This window comes from Thermoanaerobacter kivui, assembly GCF_000763575.1.
GTDB classification, from domain to species: domain Bacteria; phylum Bacillota; class Thermoanaerobacteria; order Thermoanaerobacterales; family Thermoanaerobacteraceae; genus Thermoanaerobacter; species Thermoanaerobacter kivui.
The window spans coordinates 1,213,196-1,237,250 of sequence record NZ_CP009170.1 but is presented as its reverse complement, the minus strand read 5'-3'; the positions used below and the strand labels follow the sequence as shown (position 1 = coordinate 1,237,250).

Genomic DNA, 24,055 nt, shown 5'->3' with positions numbered 1-24,055 from the left:
ACGTAGAAGGGGAACTGAAATGAAAAATGTAGGAATAATTTCTCTTGGCTGTCCAAAAAACACTGTTGATTCTGAAAAAATGATAGGGATTTTAAAGGAGAAAGGCTATAACATTGTAAGTGAAGAAAGCAAAGCCGATATACTCATTATAAACACCTGCGGTTTTATAGAGGAAGCAAAAAGAGAATCAATACAGTATATAATTGAAATGGGAAAATTGAAAAATCGCAGGTTAAAATATCTCATAGCTACTGGATGTCTATCAGAAAGATACAACAAGGAACTGTTAAAAGAATTGCCAGAATTAGATGCTGTCATAGGGACAGGAGATTTTACTAAAATTGCGGAAGTAATCGAAGAGGTAGAAAAAGGGAAAATTGTTTTAGAGTATGGCCATGCAAATTTGTTAAAGGATGAAGGTATAAAGCGAGTGTTGAGTACCCCCCATTATTATGCTTATTTAAAAATTGCGGAGGGTTGTAGTAATTCCTGTTCTTTTTGCATAATACCAAAACTCAGAGGGCGGTATAAAAGCCGTAAAATGGAAGATATAATAGAAGAAGCGCAAGACCTTGCAAAAATAGGAGTAAAAGAACTTATATTGATTGCTCAAGACACCACAAAGTACGGTATAGATATTTATAAACAATTTATGCTTCCACAGCTTCTAAGAGAGCTTTCACAAATTGAAGGTTTAAAGTGGATAAGACTACTTTATGCGTATCCCGATAGTGTGACAGATGAACTTGTAGAAGAAATGAGGGCAAACGAAAAAGTTGTAAAATATATAGATATTCCACTGCAGCACTCTCATAATGACGTGCTTAAAAGAATGAACAGAAATACCAATAGACAAAAAATAGAGGAGGTTATAAATAAACTTCGCAGTATTCCAGGCATGGTCATACGCACAACTTTTATAGTAGGTTTTCCAGGAGAAACAGAAGAAGAATTTGAAGACTTAAAACAGTTTATAAAAGATAAAAAGTTTGAAAGGGTAGGTGTGTTCATTTATTCCAGAGAAGAAGGGACTAAATCTTATAACATGAAACCCCAAATTAAAAAAAGTGTTAAAATTAAAAGACAACAAGAAATCATGGAAATACAAAAGGACATTTCTTACCAAAATAATCTTTCAAAAATTGGAACTCAATTAGAAGTGTTAATTGAAGGATATGAAGACGGAATATATTATGGCAGAAGTTATATGGATGCCCCTGAAATTGACGGAAACGTCTATGTAAAAAGTGACAAAAAGCTTATGCCAGGCCACTTTGTTACAGTCACGGTAACAGATGCTTATGAGTACGATTTGGTGGGGGAATGTTGATGAATTTAGCAAACAAAATTACAATGCTAAGGCTTTTTTTAATACCTATATTTATGTTTTTTATGTTTACCAATTTACCTTATAAGGACGTTGTAGCAGCCACTGTGTTTGCTTTTGCTGCACTGACTGACAAAATTGACGGATATATAGCTCGAAGATTTAACCAAATAACTAATTTTGGTAAGTTCATGGACCCTTTGGTAGATAAAATAATGGTTTCATCTGCTTTAGTAGCACTTGTTCAAATGGGACGCATTCAAAGTTGGATTGTAGTAGTTATATTAGCAAGGGAATTTTTAATAACAGGCATACGGACAGTTGCAGCTGACAAAGGAGTTGTCATTGCTGCCAGTAATTACGGAAAATATAAAACTACTTTTCAAATGATAGCAGTCATCACTTTAATGCTTAATAACTATCCTTTTAGTCTTATAAATTTCCCTTTTGCCACTATTATGGTCTATATCGCTTTAATTTTAACAATATACTCAGGTGTAGATTATCTTGTAAAATCTAAAGATCTATTTGTAAATTGAAATAGAGGTGTTTTAATTGAAAGGAGAAATCATTTCAGTCGGAACTGAACTTTTATTGGGTCAAATTGTCAATACTAATGCTAAGTATTTATCTGAAAAGCTTGCACTTTTGGGAATAGATATTTATTTTCACACAAATGTTGGAGATAACGAAGGAAGATTAAAAGAGTGTTTAAATATTGCTTTTAAGCGGTCTGACCTTATCATAACAACAGGAGGATTAGGCCCTACTGCAGATGATATCACCAAAGAAACAGTGGCTTCTTTTTTGAGGCTTCCTCTCATTGAAAACAAAGAAGCGAAAGACTGGATAGAAAAATTCTTTGAAAGATTGGGTCAAAAGCCCACCCCAAATAATTATAAACAAGCGCTTTTTCCTGAAGGAGCAAATATTTTGCCAAACAAAAATGGAACAGCTCCTGGATGTATTATAGAAAAAGATAATAAGATTATAGTTATTTTGCCTGGACCTCCTTCTGAACTTATCCCAATGTTTGAAGAAGCAGTTTATCCTTACTTAAAAAGCAAAACCAGTGAAATCATAAAGTCTAGAGTTCTTAAAATATTTGGCTTGGGAGAATCAAAAGTAGAAGAATTAGTAAAACCTCTGCTTTTTAATTCCAATCCAACTGTTGCTCCTCTTCTAGGAGATGGCTATGTGACTTTGAGAATCACTGCAAAAGGTCATAATGAGGATGAAACCTTAAAGATGATAGAAGATATGGAATCAAAAATGCGAGGCATTCTTGGAGAATATATATACGCTGTTGATAAGGAAAATATGGAAGATGTGGTGGTGAAATTACTTCAAAAAAATAACCTAACTCTAGCAACTGCTGAATCTTGTACAGGTGGACAACTATCCGGTAAAATTACAGACGTGCCTGGCGCTTCAAAAGTATTTAAATTAGGTGTAGTATCCTATAGCAATGAAGCAAAAGAAAGCATATTAGGAGTAAAAAAATCAACCCTTGAAAATTATGGAGCGGTGAGTTTAGAGACCGCAAAAGAAATGGCACAGAATGTAAGAAAAATTGCACATTCAGATTTTGGCATATCTACTACAGGAATTGCGGGACCTACTGGCGGTACCCCCGAAAAACCTGTAGGCTTAGTGTATGTTGGTTTTGCCACTAACAAAGATGTGTATGTAAAAAAATTTATGCTAAGGGGAAATAGAAGTCGAATAAGAGCGCGAACAGTATTGCACGCTTTAGATATTGTAAGAAAATACTTATTAGGAATAAAAATTGACTAGTTCTATCGGTTAATATATAATTAATTTAACAAATTAACAAACCTTCAGAGGTTTTAGGAGGTAAATAATGGATGATTGAAAAGCAAAAGGCATTAGAAATAGCTTTAAGTCAAATAGAGAGGCAGTTTGGCAAAGGTTCAATAATGCGATTGGGAGATGCTGCAAAGTTAAATGTAGAAGTAATACCCAGTGGTTCACTTGAGTTAGATATTGCATTAGGCGTCGGCGGTATACCAAGAGGCAGGATAATAGAAATTTTTGGACCGGAATCCTCAGGAAAGACTACTTTAGCTTTACATATGATAGCAGAAGCTCAAAAAATGGGAGGAACAGGAGCTTTTATAGATGCAGAACATGCCCTTGACCCTGTATATGCAAAAAATCTTGGGGTAAATGTAGATGAATTATTGGTAGCTCAGCCTGATACAGGAGAACAGGCATTGGAAATTGCGGAAGCTCTTGTAAGGAGTGGTGCTGTTGACATCATAGTCATAGACTCAGTCGCCGCTTTGGTACCTAAAGCAGAAATTGATGGTGACATGGGTGATAGCCATGTGGGATTACAAGCCAGGTTAATGTCTCAAGCATTGAGAAAATTATCAGGGGTTACAAGCAAATCGAAGACTATAGTCGTTTTTATAAATCAGCTTAGAGAAAAGGTTGGAGTTATGTTTGGAAATCCTGAGACAACTCCAGGTGGAAGAGCATTGAAATTTTATGCCACAATCAGGTTAGACGTGAGAAAAGTAGATGCAATAAAACAAGGAAATGAAATAGTCGGTAATAGGACACGGGTAAGAGTGGTAAAAAACAAAGTCGCCCCTCCTTTTAAACAAGCGGAATTTGATATAATGTACGGTGAAGGAATTTCGAGAGAGGGAAGTCTTCTAGATATAGGAACAAGCATAGATATCATAGAAAAAAGTGGAGCTTGGTATTCTTATGGAGATATAAGATTAGGCCAAGGGAGAGAAAATGCTAAGCAATTTTTAAAAGAAAACAAAGAAATTGCCGATGAGATTGAAAGAAAAATCAGAGAAAATTTCAATCTTGCTTACAATAAGATAAAATCTTCCGGTGATAGCGACATCGAATGACCCCTTTTGTGGGGTTTATTTTGTTAAAGAGAAGGAGAAGAAAAGCATATGGTTATAACATTGATAGAAAAGCAAAAGAAAAATCTTAATAAATACAATATTTATATAGATGGGAAATACGCTTTTAGCTGTACTTTGCAGGATTTAAACCATTTAGGTATTGAGGAAGGCATGGAAATAGATAGTAAACAGTATAATTATTATGTAAACTATTTTGCTGAAAAACAGGCTAAAGAATATGCATTTAAATTATTGTCACGAAGAATGTTGACAGAACATGAACTACTTCAAAAATTAAAACTAAAACAATTTCCTGATGCAATAATAGAAAAAGTGATTGAAAAACTCAAGGAATACAACTATCTCAATGATGAAATGTATACCAAACTATTTATTGAACAAAAAATGAATCAACATTACAGCAAATTGAGAATTTTTAATGAACTTTTAAAAAGAGGAGTGTACAAGGAATTAATACAGCAAAATTTAAATAATATTTATACAGATGAAATAGAAATAGAAGTGATAAAAAAGATAGCTCAAAAAAAATTAAAGCCAGGAGATGATATCAGAAAGTTCAAAAGTTATCTTTACAGAAATGGATTTCAAATAGAAAGCATCAACAGTGCCTTTAGGAAAGAGGATTTATAACTTGACATAATTTTGAAAAGGGTCTAAAATAAAATATGAATATCAACTAAGGAGGTGTAAGAATATTAGCTATGTTGGATTGATAATCACAGCACTTATTACAACAGTAGTCGGTCTTTTAATTGGCTATTTTGCAAGAAAGACCATTGCTGAGTCCAAAATAAAAAGTGCCGAAGACTTAGCGCGAACCATCTTGGAAACTGCAAAACGAGATGGTGAAAATAAAAAAAGAGAGCTGTTATTAGAGGCAAAAGAAGAAATTCATAAAATGCGCTCCGACCTTGAAAAGGAAATAAGAGACCGCAGAGGCGAGCTGCAGAGGTTAGAAAGAAGGCTTATTCAAAAAGAAGAAACTCTTGACAGAAGAGCTGAAACTTTAGAGCAAAAAGAAAGTTTTTTAGAACAAAAACAGAAAGAAATTCAACAGTTAGAAGAACAAATTTCAGTGCTTCATCAAAAAGAAATAGAAGAATTAGAGAGAATTTCGGGTTTAAGCCGTGAGGAAGCAAAAGCCATTTTGTTAGAAGACGTACAAAAAGACATAAAACATGAAATGGCAATAATGATTAAAGAGATAGAAAATAAGGCAAGAGAAGAAGCAGAGATAAAAGCAAGAGAGATAATAAGCAGCGCTATTCAAAGATGCGCAGCAGACCACGCTGCAGAAACAACTGTCTCTGTTGTTACCCTTCCCAATGATGAAATGAAAGGTCGAATAATCGGAAGGGAAGGTAGAAATATAAGAACATTAGAGACATTGACAGGAATTGACCTTATTATAGATGATACTCCTGAAGCTGTTGTTATTTCTGGCTTTGACCCAATACGCAGGGAAATAGCGCGAATTGCATTGGAAAAATTGATTGAAGACGGGAGAATACATCCCGCCAGAATAGAAGAAATGGTGGAAAAAGCTAAAAAAGAAGTAGACAATATGATAAGCAAAGCGGGAGAGGAAGCTGCTTTTGAAGTAGGAGTTCACGGTTTACATCCCGAACTAATCAAATTGCTTGGAAGGCTTAAATTTAGAACCAGTTACGGTCAAAACGTGTTAAAACATTCTATTGAAGTTGCCCACTTAGCAGGACTTATGGCTTATGAATTACGTGCTGATGCGGCAATTGCAAAAAGAGCAGGGCTCTTACATGATATTGGTAAAGCTGTGGACCACGAAATAGAAGGACCACATGTCATGATAGGTGCAGAACTGGCAAAAAAGTATCACGAGTCTGATGCTGTCATTCACGCTATAATGGCTCATCATAACGATGTTGAGCCTCAAACTGTAGAAGCAGTTTTGGTTCAAGCAGCTGATGCAATTTCGGCTGCGCGACCAGGTGCGAGAAGGGAAGCTTTAGAAGCTTATATCAAAAGGTTGAACAAATTAGAGGAAATTGCAAATTCTTTTGAAGGTGTAGAAAAATCCTATGCTATACAGGCAGGACGTGAAATCAGGATTATGGTAAAACCTGAAATGATTAGTGATGAAGATATTGTGATTTTGGCTCGAAACATAAGTAAAAAGATTGAAGAAGAAGTTGAATATCCAGGTCAAATAAAAGTAATTGTAATAAGAGAGACAATAGCGATTGATTATGCTAAATAAATAAGGTTTTGAAAAAAAGCGTGCTTTGTGCACGCTTTAAAAAGTTTTATTAAGAATAAATTTTCAAAACCTATTGTTTTATTTAGTGACTTTGTGCAATAATAAATTTGTAAAAATTAATTTTGAAGGTAGGTAACAGTTGAAGATAGTCATGCAAAGTGGTATAATTTTAATTGGGTGATAACAAATGTTACTAAGCATGCAAAAAGTAAAGGAAATGTACTCAATTAGTCGAAGAACACTTATAAACTGGGAAAAGGAAGGATTAATAACACCTGTGAGAACTCCAAAAGGCATCAGAAGGTATAAAAAAGAAGATATAGAGAAGCTGCTGGGCATGGTTGAAGAAAAACCAAAACCTAAAGTAGTTTTGTATGCAAGAGTGTCCACAAAGAAACAAGAAGAATATCTTAAGAATCAAATTAGAAGGCTTGAAGAATACGCTAATTCCAAAGGATGGCAGTATGAAGTCATACATGAGATAGCAAGTGGGGTAAATGAAAATAGAAGAGGCTTATTAAAGCTTTTGAACAAGATAAAAAGAGGAGAGGTTGAAAAAGTTGTAATAGAATATCCTGATAGACTAGCGAGATTTGGCTTTGAATATCTCAAATTTTTCATGGAAAGTTTTGGGGTAGAACTTATAGTTTTAAATGGAGAAGAGAATAAAGAAGATACAAATAAAGAACTAGCAGAGGACTTAATAGCAATAGTAACATCTTTCGCAGCAAGAATTTACGGACAAAGAGGTGGCAAAAAACATGATAGTGATACAGGCTAAACTCATTTTTCCAAATCAACAAGACAAACAAATAGTATTAGACTTAATGAGAAGATGGTCATCCTGCGTAAGATACGCATACAAAAGGCTTCTAGAAGGTTATGATAGAAAAACATTAAAAAGAGACCTTCAGGGAATATTTGACTTAAACTCAAGGTATGTAGATGATGCAATAATGAAAGCAAGGAGTACACTGGAATCTGCGAAAGAACTAGGTAAAAGTCCAAGAAAAGTCATTTTTGGCGGGAAAAAACTGTTTAGAAAACTTCAAAAACATCATTTAAATGGTAAAGCATATAAAAAATTAAAAATTAGGTGGCAGGAGAAAAGAAAAGGAAATCTCTATTCAAGAGGGGATAAAAGCAAAAAAGGAAATCTCAACACAAGAATAGAAGTAAGAAAAAACGGCACTTTCTTAAGGATAAATGTAGGGGAAAGAAAATATGTATACGCCAAAATAGAAGCAGGCTACAAAAAGAATAAAAAAAGAAAAGAACTCCTGCAGGAAATTGCCCAATCAAACATACCATACTCTGTAGAACTAAAACTCAAAAATGGCAGCATATGCGCCTATTTTGCTATTGAAGAACAATATCCAGAAATAAAAATAACAAAAGAAAAAGGAATCATAGGAATAGATGTGAACGCATATCCGGACAACATATCATGGGCAGAGGTAGATGAAAAAGGAAATCTAATAAGCTATGGCAGTATACCGATGCCGGAACTTGCAAGCGGCAATTCAGATAAAAGAGAGTATTTCAGATGGCAGTATGCTCATGAGATAGTAAAGATAGCAAAAGAAAAAAGAAAAGCAATAGTAATTGAAAAATTAGACATAAAAAACAAAGGAGAAAAAGGAGACTTTTCAGGCAAAAAGTCAAGGAGAATAAGACATAACTTTAGCTACAAATCCCTTTTAAAAAAGATAAAAATTTTAGCAAAAAAGGAAGGAATAGAAGTAATAGAAGTCAATCCTTCTTACACCTCAATAATAGGCATGTTAAAATATGCGCCGCAGTATATGATAACAAAAGACATAGCAGCAGCTTATGTAATAGCAAGAAGAGGATTAGGCAGAGAAGAAAAGATACCAGACAATTATATAAAGTTTCTTAACGCACTAACTATAGATGAATTAGAAGAATTAAAAGAGCATGTAAAGAAAACAGTCAGGAACAAGCAGTTGAAGAAAAAACACTTAAAAGAGATAAATAAAGCAATAGAAATTTTACAAAGCCTTGAGAGTGAGCCAGGAAGGGTACTAAAACCTCTGGATGGAACAAGTTTTAGTGCCCATGATTTCTGGCGAGTTCTCAAGGTAGCGGTGGTAACGCCACTCTCCCCTGAGAAGGTGCCAAGAGACTTCTCTGCCCTGAAAGGATTATTAATTCAGGGCAAGTGGGGAGACCCGTAAGGGCGTGAGTTCCTGCTTCTTGGGGCAGGGGCTATGGCTTTCCCAAAAACCGCCTGCTGGGGCTGGGAAAGTCTGAAGGGCGGACTACAAATACCCTAGCTGCCCAAACTGCACAGTTTTGCACAGTTTGGGTAACCAGGTTAAGGATGAATATACTTATAATTGGAGATATTGTAGGAAGACCAGGAAGAAATGTATTAAAAGAGCACTTAAATGAATTGATTTCGGAGTACAGTGTTGATGCAGTCATTGCTAATGGAGAAAATGCTGCAGGGGGGAATGGCATTACTCGCAAAGTTGCTGATGAGCTTTTTGAAATGGGAATTTTAGCTTTAACGATGGGAAATCACGTGTGGGACCAAAAAGAAATACTGAAATTCATCGATGAAGAAGTTAGAATAGTAAGGCCTGCCAATTATTTAGAAGGTACTCCTGGCAGAGGCTCTGTAGTACTTACTTTTAGAAATGCTAAAATAGGCATTATAAATTTACAAGGTACTACTTTTATGCCTTGTAACAGAAATCCTTTTTTCGTAGCTTTGGAAGAAATAGAAAAATTAAAAAAAGAAACAAACACAATATTAGTGGATTTTCATGCAGAAGCCACTTCTGAAAAGATAGCAATGGGATATTTTTTGGATGGAAAAGTAAGCTGTGTATATGGAACTCACACTCATGTGCAAACAGCAGACGAAAAAATTCTTCCTCAAGGGACAGCTTATATTACGGATGTGGGAATGACTGGACCCAGTGAATCTATATTGGGAATTGACAAAGAATTAATTATTAAAAAATTTATATCTTCTATACCTGTACGGTTTGAAGTGGCAAAAGGCTCCACCCAAATAAACGCCATTGTAATTTCTGTTGATGAAGCCACAGGAAAATGCAATAGCATAAAGCGCATTAATAAAAATTATGCATAAAAGAAGGATTTTTAAAACAAATGTAGAATATTAACAGAGAAAAGAACATTTGTTTTTAAGGGGGAAAAACAATGGAAGTGTTAAAAGTTTCAGCAAAGTCTAATCCAAATTCTGTAGCAGGTGCGCTGGCAGGGGTATTGAGGGAACGTGGAGGTGCAGAAGTACAAGCTATAGGTGCAGGTGCTATAAATCAAGCTGTAAAAGCTGTTGCAATTGCAAGAGGATTTGTGGCTCCTAGTGGAATTGATTTAATATGCATCCCCGCTTTTACGGACATTGAAATAGATGGCGAAGAAAGAACTGCTATAAAATTAATCGTAGAACCGAGATAAAAAATAACCTGCATTTGCAGGTTATTTTATTGTGTTGACAAAATAAAATTAAAGAAAGGTTGGTTGCAATGTTTGCAGATTTACATATGCATTCAAAAGCTTCTGACGGGACAAATTCACCTTCTGTAGTAGTTCGCTTAGCAAAAGAACATGGCCTCAGCTGTATTTCATTGACAGACCACGATACAGTAGAGGGACTTGAAGAGGCTATAGAGGCTTCTTTCAAATATCAGATTGAGGTTATCCCTGGTATTGAATTTAATTGTTATTATAAAGAGCAAGAGGTGCATATTTTAGGATACTTTATAAACTACAGGGACCAAAAATTCACAGAAAAGTTGGATGAAATGAAGAAATTGAGAAACGACAGAGCTATGGCAATTATAAAAAAACTAAACGAATTAGGAATTAAAATTACAAAAGAAGATGTGTTAGAGTTTACAAGTGAAAAGTTTATAGGAAGACCTCATATAGCAAGAGCTATGATCAAAAAAAATTATGTAGAAAGTGTTAAAGAAGCTTTTGACAAATACATAGGAGTTGGAGCTCCCGCTTATGTTGAAAGGTATAGAATAACTCCTTTTAAAGCAATCGAATATATTTTAGAAAATGGCGCAGTTCCCGTCCTAGCCCACCCTGGTTTACTGCAGGAAGACGCCATTATTAAAGAGCTGGTAAACAACGGATTGGTTGGTATAGAAGTTTATCATTCTAAGCACACCAGTCATGATGTAGAAAAATATTTGAAAAAAGCTAAGGAATATAATCTTATTATAACTGGAGGTACGGACTTTCACGGCATAGAAGTTGATGGCAGAGACCTTTTGGGTACCATCAAACTTGAGTGTGAGTATGTTGAAATTTTAAAAAGTAAAGCAAAAAATGTAGAAATATCAAAATAATTAAGCTAAAATAGTAATTGTGATATATCTAACGAGCCTTTATGGAGGTGTAAAAAGTGGATTTATCTCAAAATGCTCTGCAAATAACTTCTTCTATGACATTAGAAATAACTGCAAAAGCAAAACAATTAAAATCTCAAGGAATCGATGTAGTAGACTTTGGTGTTGGGGAACCTGATTTTGACACTCCGGATTACATAAAAGATGCTGCAATTGATGCTATAAAAAAAGGTTATACAAAATATACTCCTTCCTCTGGTATAATTGAGTTAAAAAAAGCAATATGCGCCAAACTTTTGAGAGATAATAGGCTTTCATATGAACCAGAACAGATCGTCGTATCAAACGGTGCAAAACATTCTATTTACAATGCTCTCTGTGCCATCCTAAATCCTGAAGACGAAGTAATCATACCTGTACCTTACTGGCTAAGTTACCCGGAAATGGTAAGGCTGGCAAACGGTAAACCTGTTTTTATAAAAACCAAAGAAGAAAATGACTTTAAGATTACAGGGAAGGAATTAAAAAATTCAATTACCAAAAAAACAAAAGCTTTGATCTTAAACAGTCCAAATAATCCTACAGGTTCTGTTTACACTAAGGAAGAATTAGAGGAGATTGCAAAAGTCATCGTAGAAGCAAATATTTTTGTGATTTCAGATGAAATATACGAAAAATTAATCTATGAAGGAAGTCATGTCAGCATTGCTTCTCTAAATGAAAAAATTAAAGAACTGACTATTGTAGTAAATGGCATGTCTAAAGCCTATGCTATGACTGGTTGGAGAATCGGATATACAGCTTCTTCCCGCGAAATCGCAAAAGTTATGTCAAATATCCAGAGCCATACCACTTCAAACCCTAATTCAATTGCTCAATATGCTAGTGTAGCTGCTTTATCAGGAGACGAGACTATTATTAAAAAGATGGCGGAAGAATTTAATAAAAGAAGAATTTACATGGTTGAAAGGATTAACAAAATAAAAGGCTTGAAATCAAATAAGCCTAAAGGAGCTTTTTATGTAATGGTGAATATAGATGAATACATCGGAAAAGAGATAAACGGAAAAGTTATCAGAGGTTCTATAGATTTTGCAAATGCTTTGATTGAAGGTGCAAATGTCGCTGTTGTTCCAGCTTTGCCTTTTGGAATGGATAATTACATCAGAATTTCTTATGCTACTTCAATTGAAAACATTGAAAAAGGTTTAAGCAGAATTGAAGAATTTTTAAATAACATATAAGCAGGAGGTAAATATGCGAGATACTTATCAAAATCCATTAATAACAAGATATGCTAGTAAAGAAATGGCTCAAATATTTTCTGATGATGAAAAATTTAAAACCTGGAGAAAGTTATGGGTAGCTTTGGCAAAAAGCCAAAAAGAATTAGGCGTTAATATTACAGATGAACAGATCAAAGAAATGGAAGATAACATAGACAACATAAATTATGAAGACGCAGAAAAGTTTGAAAAAGAGTTTAGACATGATGTAATGGCTCACATACATGCCTACGGACTTTTGTGCCCAAAAGCAAAGCCTATAATTCATTTAGGAGCTACTTCCGCTTTTGTAGATGACAATACTGACATTATTTTGATGGATAAAGCCTTTAAATTAATTGAAAAGAAGCTTCTTAAGGTAATAAAAGTTCTATCTGACTTCGCCTTAAAATATAAAGATTTACCTACTTTAGGTTATACCCACTTTCAACCGGCTCAACTTACCACAGTGGGAAAAAGAGCTTGCCTTTGGATACAGGATTTAATTCTCGATTTGAAAGATTTAAGATACAGAACCGAAAACATAACTTTAAGGGGAGTAAAAGGTACCACTGGCACGCAAGCGAGTTTTATGGAGCTCTTTAATGGAGATGAAGAAAAAGTTAAGGAATTGGACAGATTAGTAGTAGAAAAGATGGGATATAAAAAGTCATTTGATGTCACTGGGCAAACTTATACAAGAAAATACGACTTCATGCTTTTGTCTGTGTTAAGCGGTATTGCCCAAAGTGCTCACAAGTTCAGCAATGACATAAGATTGTTGCAACATTTAAGAGAAATTGAAGAGCCTTTTGAGGAAAAACAAATAGGGTCTTCTGCTATGGCCTATAAAAGAAATCCCATGAGAAGTGAAAGAATGGCAGCTCTAAGCAGATATGTTATTGTGACATTGCTCAATTCTGCGATTACTTCTTCTGCTCAATGGTTTGAAAGGACATTGGACGATTCTGCCAACAGGCGAATTGTAATTCCTGAAATGTTTCTTGCGACAGACGCTATATTAAATCTCTATATAAACATTGCGTCTGGTTTAAAAGTAAATAAAAAAGTGATTGAAAAAAATGTGATGAAGGAATTGCCTTTTATGGCTACAGAAAAGATTTTAATGGAAGCTGTACTTAAAGGTGGAGACAGACAAGAGTTACATGAAGCCATAAGAGTGTACTCTCTAAGGGCAGCAGAAGAAGTTAAAAATGGAGAAGAAAATAAACTGCTATATTATATACAAAATGACGAAAGGTTTAAGCTTTCAGAAGAGGAGATTAAAAAACTAGTTGACCCTGTAAAATTCACTGGAAGAGCTATAAGCCAAACAGAAGAATTTGTTAAAGAGGTTGTAAACCCCATTTTGTCAGATTTTAAAGATGAGGGGATAGAAGCAAAAGTAGAAGTGTAAATTTTATTCACTTTTTACATCCCAATATCATAAAATAAAAACAAAAATAGTATTGGGATGTGGTTGTATGGGGATATGGCCTGTATTTTTTGATGGATACAGATTAGAAAAAAAATCAGAAGATAAAGCAGTAGAAAACTTTCAGCAAATTGATAACAAAGCACTGCAAGAAGAAGCTTTAAAAGAACTAAACTCTTTAATTGGACTTAACAAAGTTAAAGAGATTATCCGTGAACTTTACGCTCTTTCACAACTTCAAATAAGGCGCAAAAAAGAAGGCTTGTCAACAGATCCTATTGTGTTACATATGATATTTAAGGGAAATCCAGGTACTGGAAAGACAACCGTAGCAAGAATCCTTGGAAAACTTTTAAAAAGCATAGGGGTATTAGAAAAAGGCCATGTTGTAGAAGTTGAAAGAGCAGATTTAGTAGGAGAATATATAGGACATACTGCCCATAGAGTTCGCGAAAATGTCAAAAAAGCATTAGGAGGCATCCTATTTGTAGATGAGGCATATTCTTTGGCAAGAGGTGGTGAAAAAGATTTTGGAAAAGAAGCCATCGATACTCTTGTCAAAGAAATGGAGGATAACAGAAATAAATTTATTCTAATATTGGCAGGTTATAAACACGAAATGGAGTATTTTTTGAGCACAAATCCAGGACTTCACTCAAGATTTCCTATACAAATAGATTTTCCAGACTATACTGTGGACGAACTTCTACAAATTGCTGAGGTAATGGTCAAAAGCAGACAGTATAAACTTACAGAAAGTGCAAAAAAGAAGCTGATGAAGTTTTTAATTTACGATGACAATTCAAGAGAAATGGGTAATGCAAGGCTTGTAAGAAATATTATAGAAAGAGCTATAAGAAAGCATGCAGTAAGGGTTTTGAATAAAGCTAACATAACCAAAGAAGACTTGATCACAATAGACAGTATAGATATTAGAGAGGACTGAAAATATGGAGGCAAAAAAATTTTTACAAGACAATTTCAAAATTCACGGAAATATAATTGATTTATTAGAAAAGGCAGAAAATAAGTGTCTTGAAGTTTTTAAAAAAATAGATAAAATTGTTGAATACAACCAGTATAAAGTTTTATACCATTTTCAAAAAAATAAACTGAGTGACATTCATTTTAACGGCACAACAGGCTATGGGTATGGAGATATAGGAAGAGAAACAATTGAAAAGATATATGCCGGTATTTTTGGCGCAGAGGACGCCTTAGTAAGGCCTCAAATCGTTTCTGGAACTCATGCAATATCATTATGCCTATTCTCAAATTTAAAGCCAAATGAAGAGCTAATATCGGCTTGTGGTAGACCTTATGATACTTTAGAAGAGATAATAGGCATAAAAGGGAAGGGGAGGGGGAGTCTAAAAGACTATGGCGTTATATACGAAGAAGTCCCCCTCATTAATGATGGAGAAATTGACATAGAAAATGTAAAAAAGGCAGTATCTCAAAAAACTAAAATGGTGTTGATACAGCGTTCTAAAGGCTATGACTACAGAAAATCCTTAAAAATAGAAGATATAAAAAAAACCATTCGCGAAATTAAAAGTGTTAAAGAAGATGTAATAGTATTTGTAGATAATTGCTATGGAGAGTTCACAGAAACAAAAGAGCCGATAGAAGCAGGAGCTGACATTGTTGCAGGTTCTCTCATTAAAAACATAGGTGGGGGAATAGCACCTACAGGAGGCTACGTAGTAGGGAAAAAAGAATTAGTGGAAAATGCTTCTTACAGATTATATGCCCCTGGCATAGGGAAAGAAGTAGGGCCTTCTTTAGGCTTAAACAGACTAATTTTGCAGGGGCTGTTTTTCGCACCGCAAGTAGTAGGACAAGCACTAAAAGGAGCTGTTTTATTGTCTAAAGTGATGGCAGAGTTAGGTTATGAAGTTACTCCAACATACGACGAAGAAAGAACAGATATAGTACAGGCAGTAAAGTTTAAAAACCCACAAGAATTGATCACCTTTATTCAAGGAATACAAATGGGCTCTCCTGTGGATTCTCATGTAATTCCTGAGCCCTGGGACATGCCAGGATACCAAGACAAAGTGATAATGGCAGCAGGAGGATTTATTCAAGGTTCGTCAATAGAATTAAGTGCAGATGCTCCTATAAGAGAGCCTTATATCGCTTATGTTCAAGGAGGTCTTACTTATCCTCAGGTAAAACTCGCAATAGCTGTCGCTTTAAATAACCTCTATGAAAAAGGTTTTATAAAGATGAAATAAAAGATAGTTTCTTTTATTTCATCTTTTATTTTCCTCATTGTCTTTGTTTTTTTGAGAAAGAGGATTTTTATTTACTGCTTCTTTTAATTGCGAATCATCAACATGGGTGTAAATTTGGGTGGTAGACACGTTAGAATGCCCCAGGAGCTTTTGTAAAGTCCTTATATCTACATTACCATATCTGTACATCAAAGTCGCGGCTGTATGGCGCAATTTATGGGCGGAATATTTTTTCCCTTCTAAATTAGCTTTTTTTAAATGTTTTTTTACAGTGTACTGGACAGTTTTTACACTTATGCGTTTAAGCCTTTTGCTTAAAAATAGAGCCTTTTTATCTTTGACCCCTTCTTTAGGCCTTACTTTCAAATAAGTATTTATAGCGTCAATACAAGCATCGTTTAAATAAACTATTCGCTGCTTGTTTCCTTTTCCTATGACAGTAAGTTTGTCATCTTTTATGTCGTCTATATTTATATTTACCAATTCGGAAACTCTGAGGCCACAATTTAAAAACAAGGTTATAATGGCATAATCTCTTTCTTTAAAAGGTCCATCTATAGAGTTTAAAAGTTTTTTGCTTTCCTCAAGGGTGAGATAAATAGGTTGTCTTACAGATAACTTTGGAGCTTCTAACTCTTGTGTAGGGTTTTTATTTATTACTTTAGCCTTTTTATAAAGGTAGTTATAAAAAGACCTTAAACTTGCTACTTTTCGAGCACGAGCAGGGGGAGTATTTGACCTCTCATGAGTGACGAAATTAAGGTAGGCGTATAAGTCATTTAAATCGACGGATTCTATTAAGTCTACATCAACATCAGAAATGTCTATTTCATCAAATTCAACATTAGGGTCAACTTTTCCACGCCTTTGTTTTAAAAAGCGTAAAAACAAAACCAAATCGTAACTATAAGCCTTTATCGTATTATAAGACCGGGCTTTTACAGTAGAGAAGTAATTCAAAAACTCTTCAAGTAGGGGTGGGTATTTAATAGAGCTATTGTCAACATTTTGATTTGACATATAAAAACTCCTTTCTAAATTATATAACTCTAATTATACGAAATAGTTATTTCGTATAATTACTTATTTATATAATAACACAGATATTAAGCTTAAATCAAGCTGTTTCTTATAATTTAAGCCATTTAAAGCTAACATCAGAATTATCAAAAGCTCAAGGAATTCTGGATTTAATGAACTCCTTGAGCTTAAACTGCGGCTTTAAAAAGATCCTTATGATTTTTTAGTATTCTTTTTTATCTCGTCAGTTGCAAGTTTGTCACATAAATTGTTGTATTCATTGTCTGCATGTCCTTTTACTTTAATCCAATTGACTTGATGCTTTTTTAAAACCTCCAACAGCTCTTTCCATAAGTCTTGATTTTCTACGGGAGTTTTATCTGATTTTAGCCAATTGTTCTTTTGCCATTTTTCAATCCAACCTTGATTAAAAGCGTTTATCAAATAACTGCTGTCACTGTATAAATTGACCTTACAAGGCCTTTTAAGAGCTTTTAAAGCCTCAAGAGCTGCTTTTAATTCCATTTTATTATTTGTAGTGTTTTCTTCAAATCCTGATATTTCTTTTTTTGTTCTTTTGTACAGTAAAACTGCTGCCCAGCCACCTGGACCAGGATTACCACTACAAGCTCCATCTGTGTATATTTCTACAACATCGTTATTATTTTCCATCTTTACTTCAATCCTTTTGTTTTTTGATATGCGGCTGAAGCTGCTTCAATCACTGCACTTCTCATTGCATTTTTTTCCAAAATCCTTAAACCTTCAATAGTTGTACCACCTGGAGATGTTACCATGTCTTTTAATTGGCCAGGATGAAAACCTGTTTTTAATACCATGTTACCTGCACCAGCTACAGCCTTTGAGGCTAATTTATACGCAACATCTCTTGGTAATCCCAATAGTACACCACCATCTGCTAATGCTTCAATAAACATGTACACAAATGCTGGACTACAGCTAGAGACAGCCATTGCTACGTCAATTAATTTCTCTTCTACTTCTACAATTTCGCCACAAGTTTTAAAAATATCTTCCACGATTTTTTTATCCTCTTGTTGTATTTCTGGTGAATAGCTTATGGCTGTAATGCCTTCGCCTATTAAAGCAGGAGTATTAGGTATTGTTCTGACAATTTTTCCTGCTTTTAAAATATCTTTGACATGACTTATAGTTATACCTGGAGCTATAGTAATTATTATTTTTTTATCAGTTACTTTTACTTTTATTTCTTCTAATACAGCATCGTAAATATTGGGTTTTACTGCTAAAATGATAATATCTGACTTTTCAGTTAGGTCAATATTGTCTTTTGCAACAATAACACCAAATTCTTTTTCTAATCCCGCTGTTTTTTCTTTCACCGGATCATAAAGAATTAAATCCTTAGCGTCTATAAAATCTGACTTTAATATGCCTTTAATAAGAGCAAGGCCCATATTGCCGACGCCTATAAAGCCAATTTTCATCATGAATCTCTCCTCTTTTTTATTTGAAAAAACAGTATTAGTTAATCCTAATACTGTTTTTTTATTTTTCACTCTTCTCTCTTTTCATCTTTATCAGAAGCAGAGAAGATTACAGGCTTTTGAGGTGTAATTGTCGATATTGCATGCTTGTAAATTAGGAGTTGCTGCTTGTTCTCTGATTCTAACACTACCGTAAAATTATCAAACCCTTTAACCAACCCCTTTAATTGAAATCCGTTAATTAAGTAAACTGTGACTCCTACATGCTCTTTTCTCACTTGATTTAAAAAGATATCCTGTAAATTAATAGCTGCTTTTGAACTTGCCATCGTTATCCCCCTTCTTTAAGATGTATCATTAGTTATATTCTATCAAAAATTTAATTTTCCTGCTAAGTATTCAATAATATTTTTTTTAAATTCTTCGTAATTGTTGTAGTCATCCACAAAAAACCATTTAATAAAGTCATAGCTTTTAAACCACGTAATCTGTCTTTTAGCATACCTCCTTGTCCCTTTTTTAATTTTTTCAACAGCTTCCTCTAAAGAAATTCCTCCATTTAAATATTCGACAATTTCTTTATATCCTAAAGCCTGCATTGCAGTACTGTCTTTATTATACCCTATTTTTAGTAAGTTTACCACTTCTTTAATCAAATTATTTTTTATCATTTCATCTACTCTTTTATTGATTCTGTCGTATAAGATTTGTCTATTTCTAAAATTAAGGCCTATCATTATAGGTTGATATTCCGGATTTAAACGCATTCCACTCATTTTTTGATAGTGGGAAATGGGTTTTCCTGTGAATTCATAAACTTCTAAAGCTCTTATAATTCTTCTTACATCGTTGGGATGTATTTTTTTTGCTGCATCCGGGTCTATAATTTTTAATCTGTCGTAGAGATATTTGCTACCGTGAATGTCTGCTAATTCCTTCATTCTCTCTCTAAATTCTTTGCTTCCCTCAAAATCAGAAAAATTCATGATATACACTATTGAATTTATGTAAAGCCCCGTCCCGCCAACAATTATAGGAAGCTTACCTCTTTTATGAATATCTTTTATAGCTTCTTTAGCTCTTTTTTCGTATTCCGCGACACTGAATTCTTGGTCAGGGTCTACTACGTCGATTAAGTAATGAGGAATCCCTTGCATTTCTTCTTTTGTGATTTTAGCTGTACCCACATCCATATACTTATAAATTTGCATGGAATCGGCAGAAACAATTTCTCCGTTAAATTCTTTTGCCACATCCACTGCCAATTTCGATTTGCCTGAAGCAGTAGGACCTATAATGAGTACAATTTGAATTGCCATTTAATCACCCTTTATAACTTATATAATTCTTTTAAACATTTTTTCTAATTGGGTTTTAGTGATAGAAATTATAACAGGCCTTCCATGAGGACAAGTATAGGGGTTTTCTGTGATTTTTAGGTCTTCAAATAATTTATAGATTTCTTTCTCAGATAATTTATCCATAGCTTTCACTGCAGCTTTGCAAGCCATCATTATAATATTCTCTTCTTTTAAAGATATTTTATTAGTAAGTTCTTTGTCTTTAAGTTTTTCCACTATGTCTACAAATAGCTGCTTAGCTTCTGGTTGTCCCAAAATTACAGGCACTTCTCTTAGTAATATGGAGTTGCTTCCAAATTCCTCAAAAACATATCCCAATTTATTTAAAAGGTCTTTTTCTTGATTGACAATTTCTAAATCCCCTGGCTGTAATTCCACTACAATAGGAAAAGTAACTTGTCTCGTTTGTACTTTTTCATATTGGGAAGTAAATTTTTCATACAAAATCCTTTCGTGAGCTGCGTGTTGGTCAATAATGTAAAATACATCTTCTTTTTCGACAATTATATACGTTGAAAACAACGTCCCCACTATTCTTATATCGCTTATTTTTTTAACAATGTTATTTTCCTCTACTGTCCTTTTCTCTTCTTCGTACTTTTCATAGACATTTAAATGATCTGCTGTGTTTTCTTCAAAGGATATATTGTCTTTTAAAAAAATATCTTCTTTAGCCCTAGTAACAAACTCTTTTTTATCATCTTTTTCTGATGAAGTTAAAATAAGTCTTGTCTGTTCAACTGAAACAGTCGGAGTATCCATTTTAAAGGGACTTTTCTTTTCTTCAATTTTAACCTTTGGTATTAAGTTATAGTTGTGAAGGCTAGTTTTTATCGTTTTATAAACTGCTTCAAAGACATCTCTTTCATCTGAAAATTTTATCTCTAATTTTGAAGGGTGTATGTTTACATCAATTTGCCTTGGATCTATTGTCATATACAAAAAAACTACAGGATATCGATTTACTGGTATATAAGTTTTAAAAGCCTCTTCTACTGCAGCGGAGAGGGTTTTATTTTTTACATACCGTCCGTTTACATAGAAAAATTGCATATTTCTGTTGGATCGCGTCAAAGAATTTTTACCTGCATAAATCTTCAATTTCAAATATTCACTTTCAAAAGAAGCAGACATAAGAGAAGAATAAACCTCATTTCCAAATAACCTCAAAATCACATCTTCAACTTTTCCACTGCCAGAGGTTATAAACTGCACTTTCCTATCCTTCACATATTTAAAGGACACTTCAGGGTGAGAAAGGCACAGTTTAGTCACTACATCTGTTATATACATGGCTTCTGTTGAAGGCCGCTTTAGAAACTTTCTCCGCGCAGGCGTATTAAAAAAAACATCTCTTACCTCAATACTGCAGCCTTTTGCACAGCCACAAGTACTCTTTTCTATGACTTTGCCACCTTCTACGAGTACCTTAGTACCAAACAAAGCATCTTCTTCTTTTGTTTGCATGACCACATGAGATACTGCAGCAATGCTAGCCAAAGCTTCTCCTCTGAAACCCAATGTCCCTATGTTGTAAAGGTCATTATCAGATTTTATTTTGCTTGTAGCATGTCTCTCAAAGGCTAAGATAGCATCTATTTCGTTCATTCCACAGCCATCGTCTGATACTTTAATAAATGATATACCACCTTCTAAGATCTCTACTGTGATATTTTTGCTCCCTGCATCAATAGAATTTTCGATTAACTCTTTCACTATAGAAGCAGGTCTTTCTACGACTTCTCCTGCTGATATCTTGTTTATCGTCTTTTCATCCAAAAGAACTATTTTATTCATAATGCTCCACTCCTCAAGGACATTGCCTTTTCTTTTAATTCGTACAAATAATTTAAAGCCTTAAGTGGAGTCATGTTATCTACATCACAATTCGCTATGCTTTCGATTAAAGCGTCCTTGGCAGTTGAAAATATATCTATCTGTGTAAAAGCAAGCTCGTGGGCAGCTTTTTCGAACTCATTTTTACTAAGTTTGTCATTCTCTAAGCTATTTAATATTTCTTTCGCTCTTTCCACAACACTATAGGGCAAACCTGCCAACTTTGAAACTTGTATTCCATAGCTTTTGTCGGCACCGCCAGGTACTATTTTCCGTAAAAATATTATGTCATCTTCTCTTTCTTCCACAGAAACATTGTAGTTTTTAACGCCTTTCATTTTATTTTCAAGTTTGGTTAGCTCATGATAATGAGTAGCAAATAGAGTTTTTGCTTTAATATTTTCATGAATGTATTCAATCACCGCATGGGCTATGCTCATGCCGTCGTAAGTGCTCGTGCCTCTTCCTACTTCGTCTAATATTATCAAGCTTTTGCTGGTGGCAGATTTTAAAATATTCGCCACTTCTGACATTTCTACCATAAAAGTGCTTTGACCTGCAAATAAATCGTCAGAAGCCCCTACCCTTGTAAAAATTTTGTCCACAATTCCGATTTTTGCATAAGAAGCAGGGACAAATGAACCTACCTGTGCCATCAACACAATCAAGGCAATTTGTCTCATATAAGTGGACTTACCTGCCATATTAGGACCTGTTATTATCATGATAGGATTGTCAGGCCCTATGTCGATGTCATTTGCTACAAAAGATTCTTCAGAGATAGTCTCTATTACAGGATGTCTTCCTTCTTTTATGACTATTCTATCATCGTAATCTACCATCGGTTTTACATATCTATTTGTCTCTGCAACTTCAGCAAATGAAACCAAAACATCTATCATAGCGATATATTTGGCAGTATTCTGTATTCTTATAATTTGTAACTCCACCTTTTCTCTTATTTCGTTAAAAAGCTGATTTTCCAGTTCAATGAGTTTTTCCTCCGCACCTAAAATGTTTTCCTCTATTTCTTTAAGTTCAGGCGTCACATACCTTTCTGCGTTTGCTAAAGTCTGTTTTCTCATGTATCTATCAGGGACTTGTGGTATATTAGACTTTGTCACTTCAATATAATAACCAAAGACTTTATTGTATCCAATTCTTAAGTTTTTTATTCCCGTCTTTTCTCTTTCTTCAGCTTCAAGATTTGCAATCCAATTTTTTCCCTCTATTGAAGCTTTTCTCAATTTATCTACCGTTTCATTATAACCGTCTTTTATGATATTTCCCTCTTTTAATTGGGTAGAAGGGTCATCCTTTATTGATTTGTCTATCAAATCATATATATCCGCCAGCACATCAAATTTCTCATGTATCTTTCTCAAAAGCTTAGAATTAAATCTCTTTAATATCTCTTTCATATGTGGCAAGTTTTCAAGAGATAGCTTTATAGAGATAAAATCTTTTGGATTAATGCTTTGATATACAATCTTGCTGGCTAATCTCTCTAAATCGTAAATTTTATTTAAAACCTGCTTTAATTCTTTGCGACTTTTATAATCCTTAAAAAGCTCCTCTACTGCATCCAACCTTGCATCAATCTGGTCTTTGTTGAGAAGCGGTTCTTCCAACCATTTTCTTAAAAGTCTACCCCCCATAGGAGTTACAGTTTTGTCTAAAACTCCTAATAAAGATCCTTTTTTAGACTTATTTCGATTGGATTCAACTATTTCCAAATTTCTTATTGAATTGCTGTCTATCGCCATATAAGAGTTGTCTTCATACAGCAAAAGTCTGTTTATGTGCTTTAACGCAGTCTTTTGAAGGTCTTGCAAATAACAAAAAAGACTCGCTAAAGAATTAATGACATAGGGTTTGTCTTTTACGCCTAATTCTTCAGATTTTTTGTCAAATTGAAATTCTATCAATTCAATTTTTTCTTCATCTTTAAGCTGCTTTTCATACCTATTGACAGCACAGTTATTGTTTTTAAAAACTTTTATGTACTTGTTGCTTTTAAAAAATTCTTCATTTGCAATTATTTCTGAAGGAGCATATTTCATTATTTCATCGTATATCCTTTTAGGTTCTTTGCAATTTTTAATCTCTGTCGCGTACAAATCCCCTGTTGTCACATCTACAGCGCAAATTCCGTAATTATCCTTTTCTTTAAAAACAGAAATAAGGTAATTGTTGCTCTTTTCATCCATTGATTCAGGGTTTATTATCGTTCCCGGTGTATATATTCTCACTACATCTCTTTTTACCAACCCTTTTGCTTTGGCTGGGTCTTCTAATTGTTCGCAAATTGCAACTTTATATCCCTTTTTTATTAATTTATCTATGTAAAAGTCCGCTGCGTGGTAAGGAACACCGGCCATTGGAGCTCTTTCCTCTAAACCGCAGTCTTTCCCTGTTAAAGCGATTTCAAGCTCTTTAGCGGCAATCTCTGCATCTTCATAAAACATCTCATAAAAATCTCCCAATCGGAAAAACAATATTGCATCTTTGTAATTTTCTTTTATCTTAAGGTATTGTTCCATCATTGGAGTAAGAGCCATATTCTTTGCACCTCCGACTCCTTTTATTATAT

Annotated in this window: 22 protein-coding genes; 15 read left to right on the top strand and 7 right to left on the bottom strand. The window is 34.2% G+C overall.

Features of this window, described 5'->3' with window-relative positions:
- Positions 1-19: 19 nt before the first annotated feature.
- The 15 genes from rimO (at position 20) to TKV_RS06200 (ending at position 15,776) form a co-directional block, all read left to right on the top strand.
- Entirely contained in the window at positions 20-1,330 is a 1,311-nt protein-coding gene (gene rimO / locus TKV_RS06270; RefSeq protein WP_049685220.1) for a 30S ribosomal protein S12 methylthiotransferase RimO, read from the top strand.
- Positions 1,330-1,866 (top strand): CDP-diacylglycerol--glycerol-3-phosphate 3-phosphatidyltransferase, encoded by a 537-nt coding sequence (pgsA, locus tag TKV_RS06265; protein WP_049685219.1) that lies wholly within the window; start codon positions 1,330-1,332, stop codon positions 1,864-1,866. The genes rimO and pgsA overlap by 1 nt, the downstream gene beginning before the upstream one ends.
- Positions 1,867-1,882: 16 nt before the next feature.
- Complete coding sequence (locus tag TKV_RS06260) at positions 1,883-3,124, top strand: competence/damage-inducible protein A (RefSeq protein ID WP_049685218.1); 1,242 nt, start codon at positions 1,883-1,885, stop codon at positions 3,122-3,124.
- 71 nt (positions 3,125-3,195) lie between these two features.
- Positions 3,196-4,221, top strand: a complete 1,026-nt coding sequence (gene recA / locus TKV_RS06255) for a recombinase RecA (protein WP_049685217.1) — start codon at positions 3,196-3,198, stop codon at positions 4,219-4,221.
- A gap of 48 nt (positions 4,222-4,269) precedes the next feature.
- Positions 4,270-4,872, top strand: a complete 603-nt coding sequence (locus TKV_RS06250) for a regulatory protein RecX (protein ID WP_049685216.1) — start codon at positions 4,270-4,272, stop codon at positions 4,870-4,872.
- Between the two features lie 79 nt (positions 4,873-4,951).
- Positions 4,952-6,478 carry a ribonuclease Y gene (gene rny, locus TKV_RS06245; protein ID WP_049685215.1) on the top strand — a complete coding sequence of 509 codons (1,527 nt, stop codon included), beginning with the start codon at positions 4,952-4,954 and terminating at the stop codon, positions 6,476-6,478.
- A 187-nt stretch (positions 6,479-6,665) separates the two neighbouring features.
- A complete protein-coding gene (locus tag TKV_RS06240; RefSeq protein ID WP_049685214.1) occupies positions 6,666-7,259 on the top strand; it encodes an IS607 family transposase in 594 nt (197 codons plus the stop codon).
- Entirely contained in the window at positions 7,240-8,676 is a 1,437-nt protein-coding gene (locus TKV_RS06235) for an IS200/IS605 family accessory protein TnpB-related protein (RefSeq protein WP_049685213.1), read from the top strand. Before TKV_RS06240 ends, TKV_RS06235 begins: the two co-directional genes overlap by 20 nt.
- Positions 8,677-8,822: 146 nt before the next feature.
- Positions 8,823-9,602, top strand: a complete 780-nt coding sequence (locus tag TKV_RS06230) for a TIGR00282 family metallophosphoesterase (protein ID WP_049685212.1) — start codon at positions 8,823-8,825, stop codon at positions 9,600-9,602.
- Between the two features lie 71 nt (positions 9,603-9,673).
- Positions 9,674-9,934: a stage V sporulation protein S gene (locus TKV_RS06225; RefSeq protein WP_049685211.1), complete on the top strand. Its 261-nt coding sequence runs from the start codon at positions 9,674-9,676 to the stop codon at positions 9,932-9,934.
- Positions 9,935-10,002: 68 nt separating this feature from the next.
- The gene (locus TKV_RS06220; RefSeq protein WP_049685210.1) at positions 10,003-10,836 is read left to right on the top strand and encodes a PHP domain-containing protein; all 834 of its coding nucleotides are present in this window, start codon (positions 10,003-10,005) and stop codon (positions 10,834-10,836) included.
- Positions 10,837-10,892: 56 nt separating this feature from the next.
- On the top strand, positions 10,893-12,080 hold the full coding sequence (locus tag TKV_RS06215) for a pyridoxal phosphate-dependent aminotransferase (RefSeq protein ID WP_049685209.1): 1,188 nt from the start codon (positions 10,893-10,895) through the stop codon (positions 12,078-12,080).
- A gap of 13 nt (positions 12,081-12,093) precedes the next feature.
- Positions 12,094-13,518, top strand: coding sequence for an adenylosuccinate lyase (purB, locus tag TKV_RS06210; protein ID WP_049685208.1), 1,425 nt, complete (start codon positions 12,094-12,096; stop codon positions 13,516-13,518).
- 67 nt (positions 13,519-13,585) lie between these two features.
- On the top strand, positions 13,586-14,482 hold the full coding sequence (spoVK, locus tag TKV_RS06205; protein ID WP_049685207.1) for a stage V sporulation protein K: 897 nt from the start codon (positions 13,586-13,588) through the stop codon (positions 14,480-14,482).
- A gap of 4 nt (positions 14,483-14,486) precedes the next feature.
- On the top strand, positions 14,487-15,776 hold the full coding sequence (locus tag TKV_RS06200; RefSeq protein WP_049685206.1) for a methionine gamma-lyase family protein: 1,290 nt from the start codon (positions 14,487-14,489) through the stop codon (positions 15,774-15,776).
- A gap of 18 nt (positions 15,777-15,794) precedes the next feature.
- Here TKV_RS06200 and TKV_RS06195 read toward each other — a convergent pair whose 3' ends face one another.
- The 7 genes from TKV_RS06195 to mutS form a co-directional block, all read right to left on the bottom strand.
- Positions 15,795-16,796 (bottom strand): tyrosine recombinase XerC, encoded by a 1,002-nt coding sequence (locus TKV_RS06195; protein ID WP_049685205.1) that lies wholly within the window; start codon positions 16,794-16,796, stop codon positions 15,795-15,797.
- 213 nt (positions 16,797-17,009) lie between these two features.
- Positions 17,010-17,468, bottom strand: a complete 459-nt coding sequence (rnhA, locus tag TKV_RS06190; RefSeq protein ID WP_049685204.1) for a ribonuclease HI — start codon at positions 17,466-17,468, stop codon at positions 17,010-17,012.
- A gap of 2 nt (positions 17,469-17,470) precedes the next feature.
- Positions 17,471-18,265: a pyrroline-5-carboxylate reductase gene (gene proC, locus TKV_RS06185; RefSeq protein WP_049686233.1), complete on the bottom strand. Its 795-nt coding sequence runs from the start codon at positions 18,263-18,265 to the stop codon at positions 17,471-17,473.
- A 68-nt stretch (positions 18,266-18,333) separates the two neighbouring features.
- On the bottom strand, positions 18,334-18,594 hold the full coding sequence (gene hfq / locus TKV_RS06180) for an RNA chaperone Hfq (protein ID WP_049685203.1): 261 nt from the start codon (positions 18,592-18,594) through the stop codon (positions 18,334-18,336).
- Positions 18,595-18,636: 42 nt separating this feature from the next.
- Positions 18,637-19,584, bottom strand: coding sequence for a tRNA (adenosine(37)-N6)-dimethylallyltransferase MiaA (gene miaA, locus TKV_RS06175; RefSeq protein ID WP_049685202.1), 948 nt, complete (start codon positions 19,582-19,584; stop codon positions 18,637-18,639).
- Between the two features lie 18 nt (positions 19,585-19,602).
- Positions 19,603-21,423 carry a DNA mismatch repair endonuclease MutL gene (mutL, locus tag TKV_RS06170; RefSeq protein WP_049685201.1) on the bottom strand — a complete coding sequence of 607 codons (1,821 nt, stop codon included), beginning with the start codon at positions 21,421-21,423 and terminating at the stop codon, positions 19,603-19,605.
- Positions 21,420-24,023 carry a DNA mismatch repair protein MutS gene (gene mutS / locus TKV_RS06165; protein WP_049686232.1) on the bottom strand — a complete coding sequence of 868 codons (2,604 nt, stop codon included), beginning with the start codon at positions 24,021-24,023 and terminating at the stop codon, positions 21,420-21,422. The genes mutL and mutS overlap by 4 nt, the downstream gene beginning before the upstream one ends.
- Between the last annotated feature and the right edge of the window lie 32 nt (positions 24,024-24,055).